This is a genomic window from Herbiconiux sp. A18JL235 (assembly GCF_040939305.1).
Lineage (GTDB): Bacteria > Actinomycetota > Actinomycetes > Actinomycetales > Microbacteriaceae > Herbiconiux.
On record NZ_CP162511.1, the window covers coordinates 1,256,980 to 1,271,739 of the forward strand.

16 protein-coding genes are annotated in these 14,760 nt (G+C 72.1%); 4 read left to right on the forward strand and 12 right to left on the reverse strand.

Annotated features, from left to right (window positions below; genetic code table 11):
• The first annotated feature begins 70 nt into the window (after window positions 1-70).
• A complete protein-coding gene (locus ABFY20_RS05795) occupies window positions 71-1,552 on the forward strand; it encodes a cation:dicarboxylase symporter family transporter (protein WP_368498990.1) in 1,482 nt (493 codons plus the stop codon).
• A gap of 26 nt (window positions 1,553-1,578) precedes the next feature.
• Here ABFY20_RS05795 and ABFY20_RS05800 read toward each other — a convergent pair whose 3' ends face one another.
• Window positions 1,579-2,268 (reverse strand): exonuclease domain-containing protein, encoded by a 690-nt coding sequence (locus ABFY20_RS05800; protein WP_368498991.1) that lies wholly within the window; start codon window positions 2,266-2,268, stop codon window positions 1,579-1,581.
• A gap of 280 nt (window positions 2,269-2,548) precedes the next feature.
• Here ABFY20_RS05800 and ABFY20_RS05805 point away from each other — a divergent pair, with 280 nt between their 5' ends.
• Window positions 2,549-3,598 (forward strand): NAD(P)-dependent alcohol dehydrogenase, encoded by a 1,050-nt coding sequence (locus ABFY20_RS05805; protein ID WP_368498992.1) that lies wholly within the window; start codon window positions 2,549-2,551, stop codon window positions 3,596-3,598.
• A 111-nt stretch (window positions 3,599-3,709) separates the two neighbouring features.
• On the opposite strand, the gene ABFY20_RS05810 is transcribed toward ABFY20_RS05805, so the two are convergent.
• Window positions 3,710-4,171, reverse strand: coding sequence for a GNAT family N-acetyltransferase (locus ABFY20_RS05810; protein WP_368498993.1), 462 nt, complete (start codon window positions 4,169-4,171; stop codon window positions 3,710-3,712).
• A gap of 1 nt (window position 4,172) precedes the next feature.
• On the reverse strand, window positions 4,173-5,039 hold the full coding sequence (locus ABFY20_RS05815) for a siderophore-interacting protein (protein ID WP_368498994.1): 867 nt from the start codon (window positions 5,037-5,039) through the stop codon (window positions 4,173-4,175).
• An 80-nt stretch (window positions 5,040-5,119) separates the two neighbouring features.
• Between ABFY20_RS05815 and ABFY20_RS05820 the strand changes: the two genes are divergently transcribed.
• The gene (locus ABFY20_RS05820) at window positions 5,120-5,482 is read left to right on the forward strand and encodes an MmcQ/YjbR family DNA-binding protein (RefSeq protein ID WP_368498995.1); all 363 of its coding nucleotides are present in this window, start codon (window positions 5,120-5,122) and stop codon (window positions 5,480-5,482) included.
• A gap of 110 nt (window positions 5,483-5,592) precedes the next feature.
• On the opposite strand, the gene ABFY20_RS05825 is transcribed toward ABFY20_RS05820, so the two are convergent.
• The 4 genes from ABFY20_RS05825 to ABFY20_RS05840 all read right to left on the reverse strand — a co-directional run bounded on the left by ABFY20_RS05825 (window position 5,593) and on the right by ABFY20_RS05840 (window position 9,602).
• On the reverse strand, window positions 5,593-6,615 hold the full coding sequence (locus ABFY20_RS05825; protein ID WP_368498996.1) for an ABC transporter substrate-binding protein: 1,023 nt from the start codon (window positions 6,613-6,615) through the stop codon (window positions 5,593-5,595).
• A 100-nt stretch (window positions 6,616-6,715) separates the two neighbouring features.
• A complete protein-coding gene (locus tag ABFY20_RS05830) occupies window positions 6,716-7,510 on the reverse strand; it encodes an ABC transporter ATP-binding protein (RefSeq protein ID WP_368498997.1) in 795 nt (264 codons plus the stop codon).
• On the reverse strand, window positions 7,507-8,535 hold the full coding sequence (locus ABFY20_RS05835; protein WP_368498998.1) for a FecCD family ABC transporter permease: 1,029 nt from the start codon (window positions 8,533-8,535) through the stop codon (window positions 7,507-7,509). The genes ABFY20_RS05830 and ABFY20_RS05835 overlap by 4 nt, the downstream gene beginning before the upstream one ends.
• The gene (locus tag ABFY20_RS05840; protein WP_368498999.1) at window positions 8,532-9,602 is read right to left on the reverse strand and encodes a FecCD family ABC transporter permease; all 1,071 of its coding nucleotides are present in this window, start codon (window positions 9,600-9,602) and stop codon (window positions 8,532-8,534) included. Before ABFY20_RS05840 ends, ABFY20_RS05835 begins: the two co-directional genes overlap by 4 nt.
• A gap of 226 nt (window positions 9,603-9,828) precedes the next feature.
• Between ABFY20_RS05840 and ABFY20_RS05845 the strand changes: the two genes are divergently transcribed.
• Entirely contained in the window at window positions 9,829-11,136 is a 1,308-nt protein-coding gene (locus ABFY20_RS05845) for an MFS transporter (protein WP_368499000.1), read from the forward strand.
• Window positions 11,137-11,271: 135 nt separating this feature from the next.
• Here ABFY20_RS05845 and ABFY20_RS05850 read toward each other — a convergent pair whose 3' ends face one another.
• From ABFY20_RS05850 to ABFY20_RS05870, 5 genes are read right to left on the reverse strand one after another with little or no spacing between them, the layout of a single operon-like run.
• Window positions 11,272-11,967 (reverse strand): hypothetical protein, encoded by a 696-nt coding sequence (locus ABFY20_RS05850; RefSeq protein ID WP_368499001.1) that lies wholly within the window; start codon window positions 11,965-11,967, stop codon window positions 11,272-11,274.
• Window positions 11,964-12,575, reverse strand: coding sequence for a hypothetical protein (locus ABFY20_RS05855; protein ID WP_368499002.1), 612 nt, complete (start codon window positions 12,573-12,575; stop codon window positions 11,964-11,966). Before ABFY20_RS05855 ends, ABFY20_RS05850 begins: the two co-directional genes overlap by 4 nt.
• The gene (locus ABFY20_RS05860) at window positions 12,568-14,169 is read right to left on the reverse strand and encodes a hypothetical protein (RefSeq protein WP_368499003.1); all 1,602 of its coding nucleotides are present in this window, start codon (window positions 14,167-14,169) and stop codon (window positions 12,568-12,570) included. The genes ABFY20_RS05855 and ABFY20_RS05860 overlap by 8 nt, the downstream gene beginning before the upstream one ends.
• Window positions 14,162-14,455 carry a hypothetical protein gene (locus ABFY20_RS05865; RefSeq protein WP_368499004.1) on the reverse strand — a complete coding sequence of 98 codons (294 nt, stop codon included), beginning with the start codon at window positions 14,453-14,455 and terminating at the stop codon, window positions 14,162-14,164. Before ABFY20_RS05865 ends, ABFY20_RS05860 begins: the two co-directional genes overlap by 8 nt.
• A gap of 2 nt (window positions 14,456-14,457) precedes the next feature.
• On the reverse strand, window positions 14,458-14,754 hold the full coding sequence (locus tag ABFY20_RS05870; protein ID WP_368499005.1) for a WXG100 family type VII secretion target: 297 nt from the start codon (window positions 14,752-14,754) through the stop codon (window positions 14,458-14,460).
• Window positions 14,755-14,760 lie beyond the last annotated feature (6 nt).

Below are 14,760 nucleotides of genomic sequence, written 5' to 3' on the forward strand. Positions count from 1 at the left end.
AGCTGGGCGTCACGCATCCGATCACAGGAATCCGTCTCAGGCGGTTCCGCCTCGAGGAATGAGGGAAGCAATGGCGCTCCGATCACGAACCACCGACACCGCACCCCGCCGCCGCCGGCACCTGGGGTCGTCGCACTACCTCTACATCGCCGTGATCGTCGCCGTGCTGGCGGGCGCGATCGTCGGTCTCGCCGCCCCGCAGTTCGCCGTGCAGCTGAAGCCCGTGGGCGACGCCTTCGTGGCACTGATCAAGATGATGATCGCCCCGATCATCTTCTGCACGATCGTGCTCGGGGTCGGCTCCATCGCCAAAGCGGCGACGGTGGGCAAGGTCGGGGGCCTCGCGCTCGGCTACTTCATCGTGATGTCGACCTTCGCGCTCGGCATCGGGCTCGTGGTGGGGAACATCATCCACCCCGGCGCGGGCCTCGACATCGCGAACGCCAGCTACGACGCCTCCGGCACCAAGGAGGCCGCGACCACCACCAAGTTCCTGCTCGGCATCATCCCGACCTCGTTGCTGTCGTCGCTGACGGCCGGCAACATCCTGCAGGTGCTGTTCGTGGCGCTGCTCGTGGGCTTCGCCCTGCAGAAGATGGGCACGAAGGGCACCCCCATCCTCGGGGCGATCCGGCAGATCCAGGCGCTGGTGTTCCGCATCCTCGCCATGATCATGTGGGTCGCGCCGCTCGGCGCCTTCGGGGCCATCGCCGCAGTGGTCGGCAACACCGGCTTCGGCGCCATCGTCGCGCTCGGCACCCTCATGATCGCCTTCTACATCACCTGCGCCCTGTTCATCGTGGTCGTGCTGGGCTCGCTGCTCTGGCTCGTCGGCCGGGTGAACATCTTCCGGATGATGAAGTACCTCGGCCGCGAGTACCTGCTCATCGTGTCGACCTCGTCGAGCGAGGTGGTGCTGCCACGGCTCATCGCGAAGATGGAGCACGCGGGGGTGTCGAAGCCCGTGGCGGGCATCACCATCCCCACCGGCTACTCGTTCAACCTCGACGGCACGGCCATCTACCTCACCATGGCGTCGCTGTTCATCGCCAGCGCCATGGGCACCCCGCTCTCGATCGGCGAGCAGGTCTCGCTGCTGCTGTTCATGATGATCGCGTCGAAGGGTGCTGCCGGGGTCACCGGCGCCGGCCTCGCCACCCTGGCCGGCGGACTCCAGGCGCACCGCCCTGACCTCGTCGACGGCGTGGGCGTGATCGTGGGCATCGACCGGTTCATGTCGGAGGCCCGTGCGCTCACGAACTTCACCGGCAACGCCGTCGCCACCCTGCTCGTCGGCACCTGGACGAAGGAGCTCGACCGGGAGCAGCTGACGGCCGTGCTGGCCGGCGAGCGCCCGTTCGACGAGTCGACGATGAGCGTCGACGACCACCTGGGCGCCGACGAAGCGGCCGAGGTGCAGCGCGAGCAGCACCCTGTGCCCGCGGCGGCCGCAGCGAGCGGATCGACGACGGAGAACCCGGTGACGACGGCCCCCGCCGCGCAGGAACCCGAGCTGGTCGGCTCGAACGCCGGAGGTACGCGGCTCGGCTGAGCCACGGGCCGGCCTTCGGCCGCGCCTCACCCGAGGGCGAAGCCGAAGGAGGGCAGGGCCGGTGCGGCGAAGACGCCGCCACCGGCCCTTTCGCGTGGCACCCAGGTGGCGTCGGCGTCGATTCCGATGCCGGAGACCCGTGCGCCGGCTGGCGCGGGCTGCGCGGCGGCTCGGGCGAGCAGCTCGTTCCAGCCGTCGCGGGCGGGGGAGTGGTCGAGGTAGGCGCCGAGCAGGCGGGCTGTGGCCAGCGCGTCGACCGAGGCGCGGTGCGCTCCCTTCAGCTCGATGGCGAACGCCGCGCAACAGGCGGCGAGCGACCGCGGCCCGTGCGGCAGGAACTGCCGCGACAGCTGCAGGGTGCAGAGCGTGGCGGCCGGCGCCCACGAGCGATGGCCCGCCGCGGCCAGCTCGGCGAGGAGGAAGCGGCGGTCGAACGTGGCGTTGTGCGCCACCATCACCCGCCCGGCGAGCAGCCCCACGAGACTCGGCGCGATCTCGGCGAAGCGAGGTGCCGCGCGCAACTGCGCCGCCGTGATGCGGTGGATGCGCGTGGGGCCAGGCCCGATCCCCTCGCCCGGGTCGATCAGGGTGTCCCACCGGCCGGTGACGGTGCCGTCGGCGTCGGAGTGCACGACCGCCACCTCCACCGCCCGGTGCCGCCCGGCCTGAAGGCCCGTGGTCTCGAAGTCGATGGTCGCGAATCCCGGGCCGGTCATGCTGCGACGCTACGAGCACCCTCCGACATCGAGATTGGTGGTCCCCTGTTCGCCCTCAGACTGCCGACCCGGTTCGAAACCGCACACGTCGCACCATCCGAGCCCGGTAGGGCTGTGGACGGCTCGACGTTTGCGGTTTCGAACCGGCACCCGAGCGGGCGACAGAGAGCATCGCCGACAGCAGCGACGTCACCTACCTGAGCGCATCGGAACCAGACGAGTCGAGCCCAGGGACGATCGTGATCGAGCGAATGTCTCCCGACCACGGGATAATTGACCCATGCCTACTTCTGTTCCCGCCCTCGTCGCCACCTCCACCACCGGTCCGTTCGAGAACGGCACCGTCGAGCGACGCGACCTCCGACCCGGCGACGTGCGCATCGACATCGCCTACGCCGGCATCTGCCACTCCGACATCCACACCGTGCGCGGGGAGTGGGGTGCCACCGAGTACCCCCTGACCCCCGGGCACGAGATCGCCGGTATCGTCTCCGAGGTCGGCGAGGGGGTCAGCCGCTACGCGGTCGGCGACCGCGTCGGCGTCGGCTGCTTCGTCGACTCCTGCCGCGAGTGCGCCGAGTGCCTCGCCGGAGAGGAGCAGTTCTGCCAGAAGGGCGTCATCTACACCTACGGCACCGTCGGCCACGACGGCGTGCGCACCCAGGGCGGCTACAGCCGGCAGATCGTCGTCGACGAGAACTACGTGGTGCGCATCCCCGACTCGCTCGACCTCGACGTCGCCGCCCCGCTCCTGTGCGCGGGCATCACGCTCTACTCGCCGCTCAGGCGCTGGAAGGCCGGCCCCGGCGTGCGCGTCGGCATCGTCGGCATGGGCGGCCTCGGCCACATGGGCGTGAAGATTGCCCACGCGCTCGGCGCCCACGTCACCGTGCTCAGCCAGAGCCTGTCGAAGAAGGACGACGGACTGCGCTTCGGCGCCGACGAGTACGTCGCCACCAGCGACCCCGAGAGCCTGCGCGCCCTGCGCGGCAGTTTCGACCTCATCATCTCGACGGTCTCGGCCGACATCGACCTCGACCGCTTCCTCGGCCTCCTCGGCACCGGGGGCGCGCTGGTGTTCGTCGGTCTGCCAGAGAACCCGCAGCAGTTCAGCATGTTCTCTCTCACGAGCGCCCGGCGCATCATCGCCGGCTCGAACATCGGCGGCATCCGCGAGACCCAGGAGATGCTCGACTTCTGCGCCGAGCACGGCATCGCCGCCGAGATCGAGACCATCGCGGCCTCCGAGGTCGACGGGGCGTGGGACAGGGTGGTCGCGAGCGACGTGCGCTACCGCTTCGTCATCGACGCCGAGACCATCGGCGGCTGAGCCGAGCCGCCACGAACGACGAGAGCCACTCCCGCATCGGGGGCGGCTCTCGTCGTTCCTGACGGGTGCGGCGGGGGGAGATGAGCGGATGCGCGGGCACGCCTCGACGCGTCAGCCCAGGTCGAGCTCGTAGTAGACGGCGAGGGGGCCGCTGCCACGGCCCTCGTGGCAGTCGAACCCGCGCTTGTCGTAGAGGTGCCGAGCGGCGAGGTCGTCTTCGGAGGTGTTGAGGTCGAGGTAGCCGGCTCCGCGGGAGCGCGCGTGCGCGATCACCTCGTCGAGGAGGGCGGTGCCGAGCCCTCGGCCGCGGTGCTGCGGGGCGACGTAGAGCTCGGCCAGGTAGGCCTCGAGGACCGGCTGCCAGAGGTTTTCGCGGAAGCGGAGCACCGCGACGCCGAGCGGAGGCTCCCCGGTGAGGAGCACGCTCGTGTCGCCCGCGGCGGAGAGGGCGGCGAGCCGGTCGGCGAGCCAGGCCGGCTCGGGAGCCGGATCGTCGTACTCGCGATTGAAGTCGACGAGCAGGTGGGCGGCTGCGGCGAAGTCGGCAGCGGTCGCGGCCAGGGCGGCGGGCACGTCAGGCTGCCGCGCCGGGCGCGACGCCGGCATTCGACGCGGTGGCGGCCTCGGCCTCCGCTTCCGCCTCGGCCCTCGCGAGCTCGGCCTTCCACTGGCGGAACCCCTCCTCGGTGCGGCCCCGCCGCCAGTAGCCCGAGATCGAGACCTGGCTGCGGCTGAGCCCGCGCTCCCTGAGCAGGTAGGGGCGGATGCCGTGCATGACCTCCTCCGCCTCCCCGTGCACGAAGGCGTGAACGCGGCCCTCGGGCCAGTCGAGGGCGCGCACCGCGATCTCGAGGGCGTCGGCAGGAGCATCCGTGCCGTCGGCGGCGTGCCGGTAGAGGTGCTCGACCGTGCCGTGCGCGGGCAGGTCGAGCTGCGGCTCGGCGCCCTCGCGGTTGACCAGCAGGATGACCCGGGCCACGGCGTCGCGGGGGAGCGCCTCCACGGCGGCGGCGATGGCGGGCACCGCCGACTCGTCGCCCGCGAGCAGGTGCCAGTCGGCAGCGGGGTCGGGGCGGTAGGCGCCGCCCGGCCCGTTCACGACCAGCGTATCGCCCGGGCGCGCGGCCGCTGCCCAGGGGCCGGCCACGCCGGTGTCGCCATGCACGACGAAGTCGATGGTGAGCGTTCCCGCCGCGGTGTCGGGGCGCAGTGCGGTGTAGGTGCGCACGTCGGGGAGCTGGTCGGGCGGCATGCTGCCGCGCAGTGCCCTCAGGTCGAGCGTCTCGGGGTAGTCGACCCCGGGCTTCGGGAACAGGAGCTTGACGTAGCGGTCGGTGAAGCGGCTCCCCTCGAACGCCGACAGGTCGTCGCTGTGGAACGTGACGCGGCGGATGGTCGGGGTGAACCATCCGGCCTCGGTGACGGTGAGCTGGGTCGACATGCCTTCAGTTTAGGGCATCCTAACCTAAGCTAAACCTATTCGGTGGAAGCGATGTCGCATCCCCGCGCTACGCTCGGCCCATGACCGAGAGCTTCGGACGCGAGCAGGTCCTCGAGCTGTGCGCCGGCCTTCCCGCCACCACCGACGAGCGCCCGTTCGGGCCCGAGACCGCCGTGGCGAAGGTGGTGGGCAAGGTGTTCGCCATCGTCCCGCTCGACGCCCCGGTGGGCTCCGAGACCGTGACGCTCAAGGTCGCGCCGCCGCACGGTGAGGCGCTCGTGCGCGACCACGCCTGGGTGCGCCCCGGCTACCACATGAACAAGCGGCACTGGGTGACCGTCGCCCTGAACGGCGACGAGGTCGACCACCAGCTGGTGATCGACCTCGTCATCAATTCCTACGACCTCGTCGTGGCCGGGTTGCCGCGCGCGCAGCGACCGTGAGCCCGGAGACGCCGAAAGGCCGGTTCGAAACCGCAAACGTGGCGTCGTCCGCAGCCCTCACGGGCTCGGGCGACGCCACGTTTGCGTTTCTGAACCGGCCCGACCCGGCGCTAGTTCGCGGGCACCTTGGCGGCGGCGTCGGCGAGCTGGGGCACCAGGCCCTCGAGCACCACGGGGATGCTCAGCACCGAGGCGGCGCTGTAGGCCATGGTGAGTTCGTCGTTCGGGTCGAGCACGACGGCGCGACCGTCCTTCACCACGGGAAGGGTCTGGATGAGCGGGTCGGCCGTGGTCTCGGCCGCGGTGAATCCGATCGGCAGCAGCACGGCGACCTGGGCGTCGAGGGAGGAGATCTGCTCGGCCGAGACGTTGGCGAAGAACCCGGCGGGCTCGAGCTCGAGCACGGCGGGGTTCTGCACGAAGCCGAGCTGGGCGAGCAGGTCGAAGCGGCCGTCGCCGGCGAGGTAGGCCCCGTAGGCGTCGCCGAACTTCGTGCCCGCCACCGTGGTGAGTCCGGCGAACTCCGGATGCGCGGCAGCCGCCTCGTCGATCGCCGCGTTGGTCTCGTCGACCAGGGCTGCCGCCTCGTCGCTCTTGCCGAGGGCGGCGCCCACCTGCTCGAGCTGCGCATCCCACGCGGTGGCGAACGCCGCGGTTCCCTGGGGGGCGTAGACCGTCGGCGCGATCTCGGAGAGACGCTGGAACTCCTTCTCGTCGCCGGCCGAGCGGGTGTTGAGGATGAGGTCGGGGTCGAGCGCCTGGATCTGCTCGAAGTTCACGCTGTCGCCCGTGCTCTCGATGAGCTCGGGGGTGACGTCGCCGAAGAGCTCGGTCGCCCAGGGGCCGACACCCTTCTCGCCGGCGGTGAAGCCCTGCCACGAGTAGACGCCGACGGGGGTGACGCCGAGCGCCAGTGCCATCTCGGCGTCGGACCAGCCGAGGGCGACGACCTTCAGGTCGTCGCTCGGGGCGGGGACGGCGATCTCGCCGAACAGCGTGTCGACGGTGCTCGACGAGCCGTCGGCGGCTGGCGTCTCGGTGGTGGCGGAGGTGGTGCCCGAGCATGCGGTGAGTGCGAGACCGGAGGCGGCGACGAGGGCGATGCCGGCGAGCGAGCGGCGAAGGGGGCGCATAGGAGTCTTTCGGGTGAGACGACGAGGGATGTAGGTAAGGCTACCCTGAGTAAGTCACGACGGGATAACGACGGACGACCCCGACTCAGTGCGCCCCGACTCAGTGCGCCCCGACCAGCGGCACCACGAGCGGCGTGTGCGACTCCGGGTCGTCGATGATGCGGCAGCGCAACCCGAACACCTCCTCGACGAGCTCGGCGGTCACGATCTCACCGGGCGCGCCCTCCGCGACGATCGCCCCGTCGCGCATGGCGATGAGATGCGTGGCGTAACGAGCCGCCTGATTGAGGTCGTGGAGCACGGCGACCAAGGTGCGATCACCCGAGCGGTTGAGCCGGGTGAACAGCTCGAGCAGCTCCACCTGGTGGGTGATGTCGAGGTAGGTCGTCGGCTCGTCGAGCAGCAGCAGCGGGGTCTCCTGGGCCAGGGCCATGGCCACCCACACACGCTGCCGCTGACCGCCGGAGAGCTCGTCGACGGTGCGGCCCGAGAGCTCGGTGACGTTGGTGGCCTCCATCGCCCTGGCCACCGCATCCTCGTCGCTCTGCGACCAGCGCTTCAGGATGGTCTGGTGCGGGTAGCGCCCGCGGGAGACGAGGTCGATCACCGAGATGCCCTCCGGTGCGATCGAGGTCTGCGGCAGCAGACCGACCCGCTTCGCGACCTCCTTCGAAGGCAGCCTCGCGATGTCGCCCCCGTCGAGCAGCACCCGGCCGGCACTCGGTTTCAGCAGCCTCGCGAGCGAGCGCAGAAGCGTCGACTTGCCGCAGGCGTTCGGGCCCACGATGACGGTGAACGACCCGTCGGGAACGGCGACGTCGAGTTCGGGGATGATGGTGCGCTGGTCGTAGCCGACGCGGAGGGAGGTCGCCTCGAGACGAGAAGACACGGTCACCGCCTTCCTGCGGGAGAGATGAGCACTGCGATGAGATAGACGCCGCCGAGCGTGACGGTGACGGCGCCGACGGGGAGCTGGCCGGGGGCGATGATGCGCTGGGCGACGACGTCGCTGGCGAGCAGGAGAGCCGCGCCCATCGCCGCAGCGGGCACGAGCGGGAGCCCAGGGGCGCCGGTGATCCTGCGCGCGATCTGGGGCGCGGCGAGGGCGATGAAGATGATCGGGCCCGTGACTGCGGTGACCGTCGCGACCAGGGCGACGCCCAGCACGAGGAGCACGAGCCTGGTGCGCTCGAGCGGCACGCCGAGGGCGCGTGCGGCGTCGTCGCCCAGTTCGAGCATCCGGAGCCGGGCGGCGGTGAGGGCGACGAGCGGCACGATGACGGCGAGGGCGATGGCCACGGGAACCACCTCGCCCCAGCCGAGACCCGACAGGGAGCCCATGCTCCAGCTGGCGGCGGCGATGGAGACGTTGAGGTCGGCGCGGAGCTGGATGAAGTCGTTCAGGGCATTCAGCACGGCGCCCACCGCGATGCCGATGACGACGAGTCGGAAGCCCTGGAGTCCGCGGCGGAAGGCGAGGAGATAGACGACCAGCGCGGTGACGAGACCGCCGAGCAGGGCCCCGGTGACAGTGGCGAGGTAGCTGCCGCCTGCCGCCAGCCCCACGAGCAGGGCGCCGGAGAACGCGCCGGAGTTGAAACCGATGATGTCGGGGCTGCCGAGCGGGTTGCGGGTGAGTGACTGGAACAGCGCGCCGGAGAGGCCGAGCGCGACCCCGGCGAGCACCGCGAGGAGCACGCGCGGCAGGCGCCAGTCGAGCACGATGCGCAGCACCCCGTCGGAACCCGTGCCGCCGAGGGCGGCGAGCAGCTGGTCGAGCGGGATGGGGTACTCGCCCTGGGTGAGGGAGAACGCGCCCACGGCGGCGGTGACCACGACCAGCACGCCCACCACCACCAGGGTGCGCGGATGCAGCACACCGCTCACCGGGCCCAGCCGGTAGCTGCGGCGGGCGGTCACAGGCCCTGTGTCTTCGAACGGCGGATGAGCAGCACGAGCACGGGGGCGCCGACGAAGGCCGTGACGATGCCCACCGGCATCTCGCCCTGCACGATCACGCGGCCGACGACGTCGGCGGAGACGAACACGAGGGGAGCGAAGACCATGGTGAGGGGGAGCACCCAGCGCTGGTCGGGGCCCACGATGGCGCGGGCAATGAACGGCGCCATGAGGCCGAGGAAGGCGATGGGCCCGGCGGCGGCGGTCGCGGCGCCGCAGAGCAATGTGATGGCCACGACCGAGATGAGACGGGTGCGCACGATCTTAGCGCCGAGCGAGGTGGCGAGGTCGTCGCCGAGCGCGACGACGTTGAGCGAGCGGGCGACGAGCAGGGCGAGCAGCACGCCGACGACGAAGAACGGGAGGATGCCGAGCACCGTGTCGAGCTGCCGGTTCTGCAGCGAGCCCGCCTGCCAGAACCGGATCTTGTCGAAGATGTCGGGGTTGCGGATGGTGATGGAGAACGTGACGCCCTGCAGGGCCGCCGAGAGCGCCACACCGGCGAGCACCAGTCGCACCGGGGTGGCCCCGCCGCCGCGGGAGCCGATGAGGTACACCACGACGGCGGCGATGCCGGCGCCGGCGAACGACCACCAGATGTAGCTCGAGAGGTCGGCGGTGCCCAGCACCGCGACGGCGACCACCACGGCGAAGTAGGCGCCGGAGTTCACGCCGAGGATACCGGGGTCGGCGAGCGGGTTGCGAGTGACCGCCTGCATCACGGCCCCGGCGAGTCCCAAAGCGCAGCCCACCACGAGCCCGAGCAGCAGCCGCGGCACCCGGAAGTCGGTGATGAGCACGGAGGTGGTGTCGGTGCCGCCTTCGGTGAGGGCCCGCCACACCACCCCGGGGGAGAAGCCGCCCGAGCCGATGAACAGGCTCGCCACCGAGACCAGGGCGAGCAGCAGCAGGGCGGCCACGAGGATGCCGAGGCGGGACGCGGTACTGCGGGCGATGCCGGTGGATGCTGCCGCCTTCGCCCGCTCCGCGCCGGTGGGCAGGCGCAGGCTGTCGAGGTCGGCGCTCATCGGTGGGCCTCCTCGGGGCGTGGTGGTGCGGGGCGCGGGGTGTGGCGGGGCTGTCGGCCAGGGGTGTCGTTCAGGGCAGGTGAGGCTAGCCTAAGCCAGGACGGGTCGCGGTGGCCTGCCGACCGGCGAGACCGCCGGGCTGCGAGCGCGGAGGCGAGGCCGTCGAACTGCAGGTGGACTGCCCGGCACGGCCCGCCGGAATCCGCCCGGGTGCGATACTCGGGGAGTGTCGACAGCCCTCCGAACCCGCCGCGTGCATCCGGCCTGGATCGTCGCGGCGGTCGCCTTTCTCGCGCTGGTGGGCGCCGCGGGATTCAGGGCCGCGCCGAGCGTGCTCATGCTGCCGCTCGAGGAGCAGTTCGGCTGGTCGCGCACCGAGCTCTCGCTCGCGGTCACCGTGAACCTGCTGCTGTACGGGCTCATGGCGCCGTTCGCCGCCGCGCTCATGGCGAGGTTCGGGATGCGCGCGGTCACCACCGCCGCACTGCTGCTCGTGGGAGCGGGGGCGGCGCTCAGCATCTACGCGACCGCGCCCTGGGTGCTGGTGCTGACCTGGGGCGTCATGATCGGGCTCGGCACCGGATCGATGGCGCTCGTGTTCGCCGCCACCGTCGCCGACCAGTGGTTCGTGCGCCGGCGCGGGCTCGTCGTCGGCGTGCTCACGGCGGGGAGCGCCACCGGACAACTCGCCTTCCTGCCCTTCATCGCCGTGCTCGTCGAGCAGCAGGGGTGGCAGCAGGCCTCGCTCCTCGTGGCGGTGGGTGCGTTCGTGGTGGTGCCGCTCGTGCTGCTGTTCCTGCGCAACCGGCCCTCCGACCTCGGCATCACGCCGTTCGGTGCGGCTGCCGACTGGGCGCCTGCGCCCCGGGCGGTGGGCAACCCCGCGCGCATCGCGCTCGGCACGCTCGCGCGGGCGGCCCGGCGGCGCACCTTCTGGGCGCTGGTGGCGGGCTTCGCCATCTGCGGCGCGACGACGAACGGGCTGGTGGGAACGCACTTCATCCCGAGCGCCCACGATCACGGCATGCCCGAGACCACGGCCGCGGGGCTGCTCGCGGTGGTCGGCGTCTTCGACATCGTGGGAACCATCGCCTCGGGCTGGCTCACCGACCGCGTGAACCCGCGCATCCTGCTCGCCGTGTACTACGCGGGTCGGGGGCTGGGGTTGCTGGTGCTGCCGTTCCTGCTGTCGGAGGCCGTGCATCCGCCCATCATCGTGTTCGTCGTCATCTACGGGCTCGACTGGGTGGCCACCGTGCCGCCCACCGTCGCGCTCTGCCGGGAGGTGTTCGGGGCCGACGGCCCCGTGGTGTTCGGGTGGGTGTTCGCCGCCCACCAGGTGGGGGCGGCGATCGCCGCCACGGTCGCGGGAGTCGTGCGCGACTCGACGGGGGAGTACACGCTCGCCTGGTTCGGCGCTGCGGGGTTGTGCGCGGTGGCGGCAGTGGTGAGCGTGTCGATCGCGCGCGGGCGGCCCGCGGCGTCGGCGGGTGCGGCGCCCGCCGATGCACCTCGCGCTGACGCCCCGGGCTGACGGGCCGCGCTGACGGGCCGCGCTGACGTGCCGCGCTGAGGCCCCGCGCTGACGTGCCGCGCTGACGCGCGCTCCGGCCGCCGGAGCGGCTCAGGATGCGGGTCGGGATGGCGGGCCGCGGGCGCGGAACGCGCCTCAGCCTCGCGGTGGCGTTCGCACCCACGCCACGGTGGCCACGACGAGGTCGAAGAGCTCGGTGAGCTGCTCGGCGAGGGCGGGGAGGCCGCAGGCGAAGGAGAGCAGCAGCACGCGGTCGCCGGGGGTGGCGAGGTAGTAGGCGACCTCGAGGGTGGTGAGACCCGCCTCGGGTGAGTCGGCGGGTGCCGACACCTCGCGCACCCGCCGCACCGCGGGGCCGCACGGCAGCTCGAGGTCGGCGTCGGGCGCGACCTCGCCGCCCGGGTCGCCGCCCGGGTCGCCGCCCGGGTCGCGGCCCGGCTCGGACGGCCCCGACGGCTCGCGCACCGTTCCGAGCACGGCCCGCAGCGCGGCGGCCGGGGTCGGGGCGAGGCGCCTCAGCGTGAGCCGCGGGTGGTACACGGTGAGTGTCGCCGGGAGCGGCACCCCGGGCATCACCTCGCGGCACAGGTGCAGCTGCGTGGCGCCGGCGGCGCGGGCGCGATCGGCGGCGAACAGGAAGCGGCTGCGCAGTTCGGCGCGGGCCGTGGCGTCTTCGTCGCGGCGGCCCACCGTCTCACGCACCAGCGCGGCGACCGCGCGCTCGGTCTCGTCGGCGTGGACCACCGGCACCGCCCACCAGTCTCCCGGCAGCGCGAAGTCGAAGCCGCCCTCGCGGGTGCGTCGCGTTCGTGCTGCCGACTCGTCGCTCATGCGGGTGCCTCCTCGTGAAGACGCAGCGTGTTCGCGAACTCGACGCCGGAGCGCACGAAGTCGTCGAACACGAGCAGATCGGGGCTCGACAGCTCGAACCGCACGACGATCGCGGGGTCGTCGGGGAAGATCGTGGCGACGAGCCGCTGCTGCAACGCCCGAGCGGATGCTCCACCCGGCTCCACGACGTCGTGCACCACCACGCACGGCAGGCCGGCCAGCTCGACCTGCTCCGTTTCGCGGCGGTAGAACCGCGGCCCGGCCGACGGCGAGTCTGCCGCCGGGGAGGATGCCCCCGCCGCGGGGGTGGCGGCAGCCGCCGTGGCGAACTCCGCGATGCTCACCCCGCCTCTGGGCAGCAGCTCCAGAAAGGCCCACGCCCTCGCCCTCACCGGTTGCGACCCGCCGAGATACACGAAGTGGCGACGTGCCGGCCGGCCCTGCGCCGAGGCGAACCGGTGTGCGCGCGCGAGCACCGCATCCGCCTCCGCATCACCCGTCGAAGCCGGGCCTGTGGCCGCGAGAGCCGTGCGGGCCTCGCCCGCCCCGGCCGCGGGCACCTCGTGCCACCCCGTCGGCAGCCCCAGGCTGAACCCCCACTCACCCACGGGTCGCACCCCCCGTCGCGACGGCGGCGAGCTTCGGATCGACCGACGCATCGTGGAGCCGCTGTGCGAGCCCCCCGAAGCCGTCGCCCGCGGCGTGGGCCAGCTGGTCGCCCCCGGGCAGCCCGCCGAGCACGTCGCCGAGGGCGCCGCTCACCAGGTTGCCGACCCGGTCGCCGACGTCGGGCCCGCCCAGCACGCCTCCGAGATCGTGCTGCAGCCGCTCGGCGACGTGCTCGAAGCCGCTGCCCGCGAGAGGCGCGAGCGCGTCGCGCGCGCCCTGGTCGAGAGTCTGCTGCACCGAGCTCGCGGCACGGCCGACGGCGTCGGCGATGCTCGACCCCGTCGTGTACACGGAGTCGAACGTGGAGCCGAGCGCCGCGGCGGCCGGGCGGCCGAAGTCGGCGGCGGCAGTGATCGCCGAGCCGAGTCCGCTCGCGTCGACGCCCTCGGCGAAGTCGGCGCCGACCTTCTCGCCGAGCCCCTCCATCGTCGAGGTGAACGAGTCGACACCCTCGCCGAAGCTCGCGTCGAGGAAGTCGCCCGCGAGCGGGTCGAGCGAGTCGTAGATCGACCGCGCCTCGCTCCCGCCGAGCGAGAGCACGCCGTCGACCACCGTGTCCGTGACCGCCTCGACACCCTTCGTCACGGCCTGCTTCGCGATCTCGCCGATCGTCGAGCTCGCCGCCTCCCCGAGGATGCGGGTGGCCCCGGCCGCCGCCGACTTCGCCGCGGCACCGAGTGCGGTGCCGAGCGCCGCCCCGCCGAAGGCGGCGAGCACGGCGAGGCCCGCCACCACCAGGTCGAGCAGGTGGAACCCGTTCAGGGCGAACTGCAGCAGCGCCAGCAGGGCGATGGCGATGTTGACCAGCTGCGCGTAGCCGAATAGCGCCGCCGCGACAGCCGCGAACAGCGGCATCACCACCGCGAGCACGGCGAACACCACGGCGAGCACGGTGAGCACGAGCGACACGATCTTGAGCACGACCGAGAGGATATTCGCCACCAGTTGAACGATGTCGAACAGGTCGCCGAGGTCGTCCCAGAAGCTGTCGTTGAGGTCGCCGAACTCGTTGCCGCGATGGATGCGCGCCGCCGCCACCGCGGCCGCGTGCCTGAGCTGATCTCGAGCGGCGTTCCACTCCGACTCCGCCTGCGAGAGCTCGCGCTGAAGCTGCTCCCACTCCGAGCGCAGCTGCTCGGCGCGGGCGAGGGCGGCCGCCTGCTCGGGGCCGGGGAGCTGAGCCTGCTGGTCGGCATCGACGAAGAGGGATCGCACCTCGTCTGCGCGGGCGGTGAGGTCGTGGCTGGCCGCGGTGAGCATCCGGGCCCGGTCGTGGGCGTCGCGCATGGGCGTGACGTACTCCAGCAGCGCCTGGGAGGCCTCGTCGTAGCGCGCGTGCGCCTGCGTGATCGATGAGGCGGCGTCGCCGGCGCTCGAGACCAGCGCCGACACGGCGTGGCTGCGGAAGCCGTCACCCGAGAGCTGTCTGAGCTGCTCGGCGGCCCGGGCGATGGCCTCCGCGGTGCGCAGGTACTGGGTGGCGTCGCGCTGCACCACGTCGGGATCGCCCGGCAGCGGGCCGAGCTCAGCCATTCGCCAGGCCCGCCAGGGTGCGCACGAGTTCGCTGTCGAGCTTGTCGAAGCCGTCGGAGACGAGGTGAACGGCGTCGCTGATCGACCGCACCGCCTCGAGCATGTCCTCCCTGGTGTCCTCCCAGTCGTCGGCGAAGTCGATCAGCACGCCGGCCAGCTCCCCGTCGCCGCAGGCGTGGGCCGTCGACCGGCTCATGCCGCCCGCGGCGTCGAGGGTGTCGACGATGAGCTTCAGGGCGCTGTCGAGCTCCTGCAGCATGCCGGTGTCGACGAGCAGGTCGGCCATCGCTACTGCCTGATCGCCTTGGCGAGCTCTTCGTCGGTCTTCTGCATCGCCTCGGCCGCCGAGCGCAGGAACTGCGACAGGCCCTGCAGCCCTTCCACGGCCTGGGTGGTGCCGTTGGTGAACTTCTCGTAGGTGTCGTCGAAGGCGCCAGAGGCCATCTGGGTCTGGAAGCCGTTCGCCACGAGCTGGTCGATGAGGCGGCGGAGGTCGGTGAGGGTGGTGGTCATCTGGTCGCGCCCGGTGTCGAGCCGGCCGGCGGCCTCGGTCATCTCCTCGTACGTGACGTTGAGGTTGGCCATGGTGTT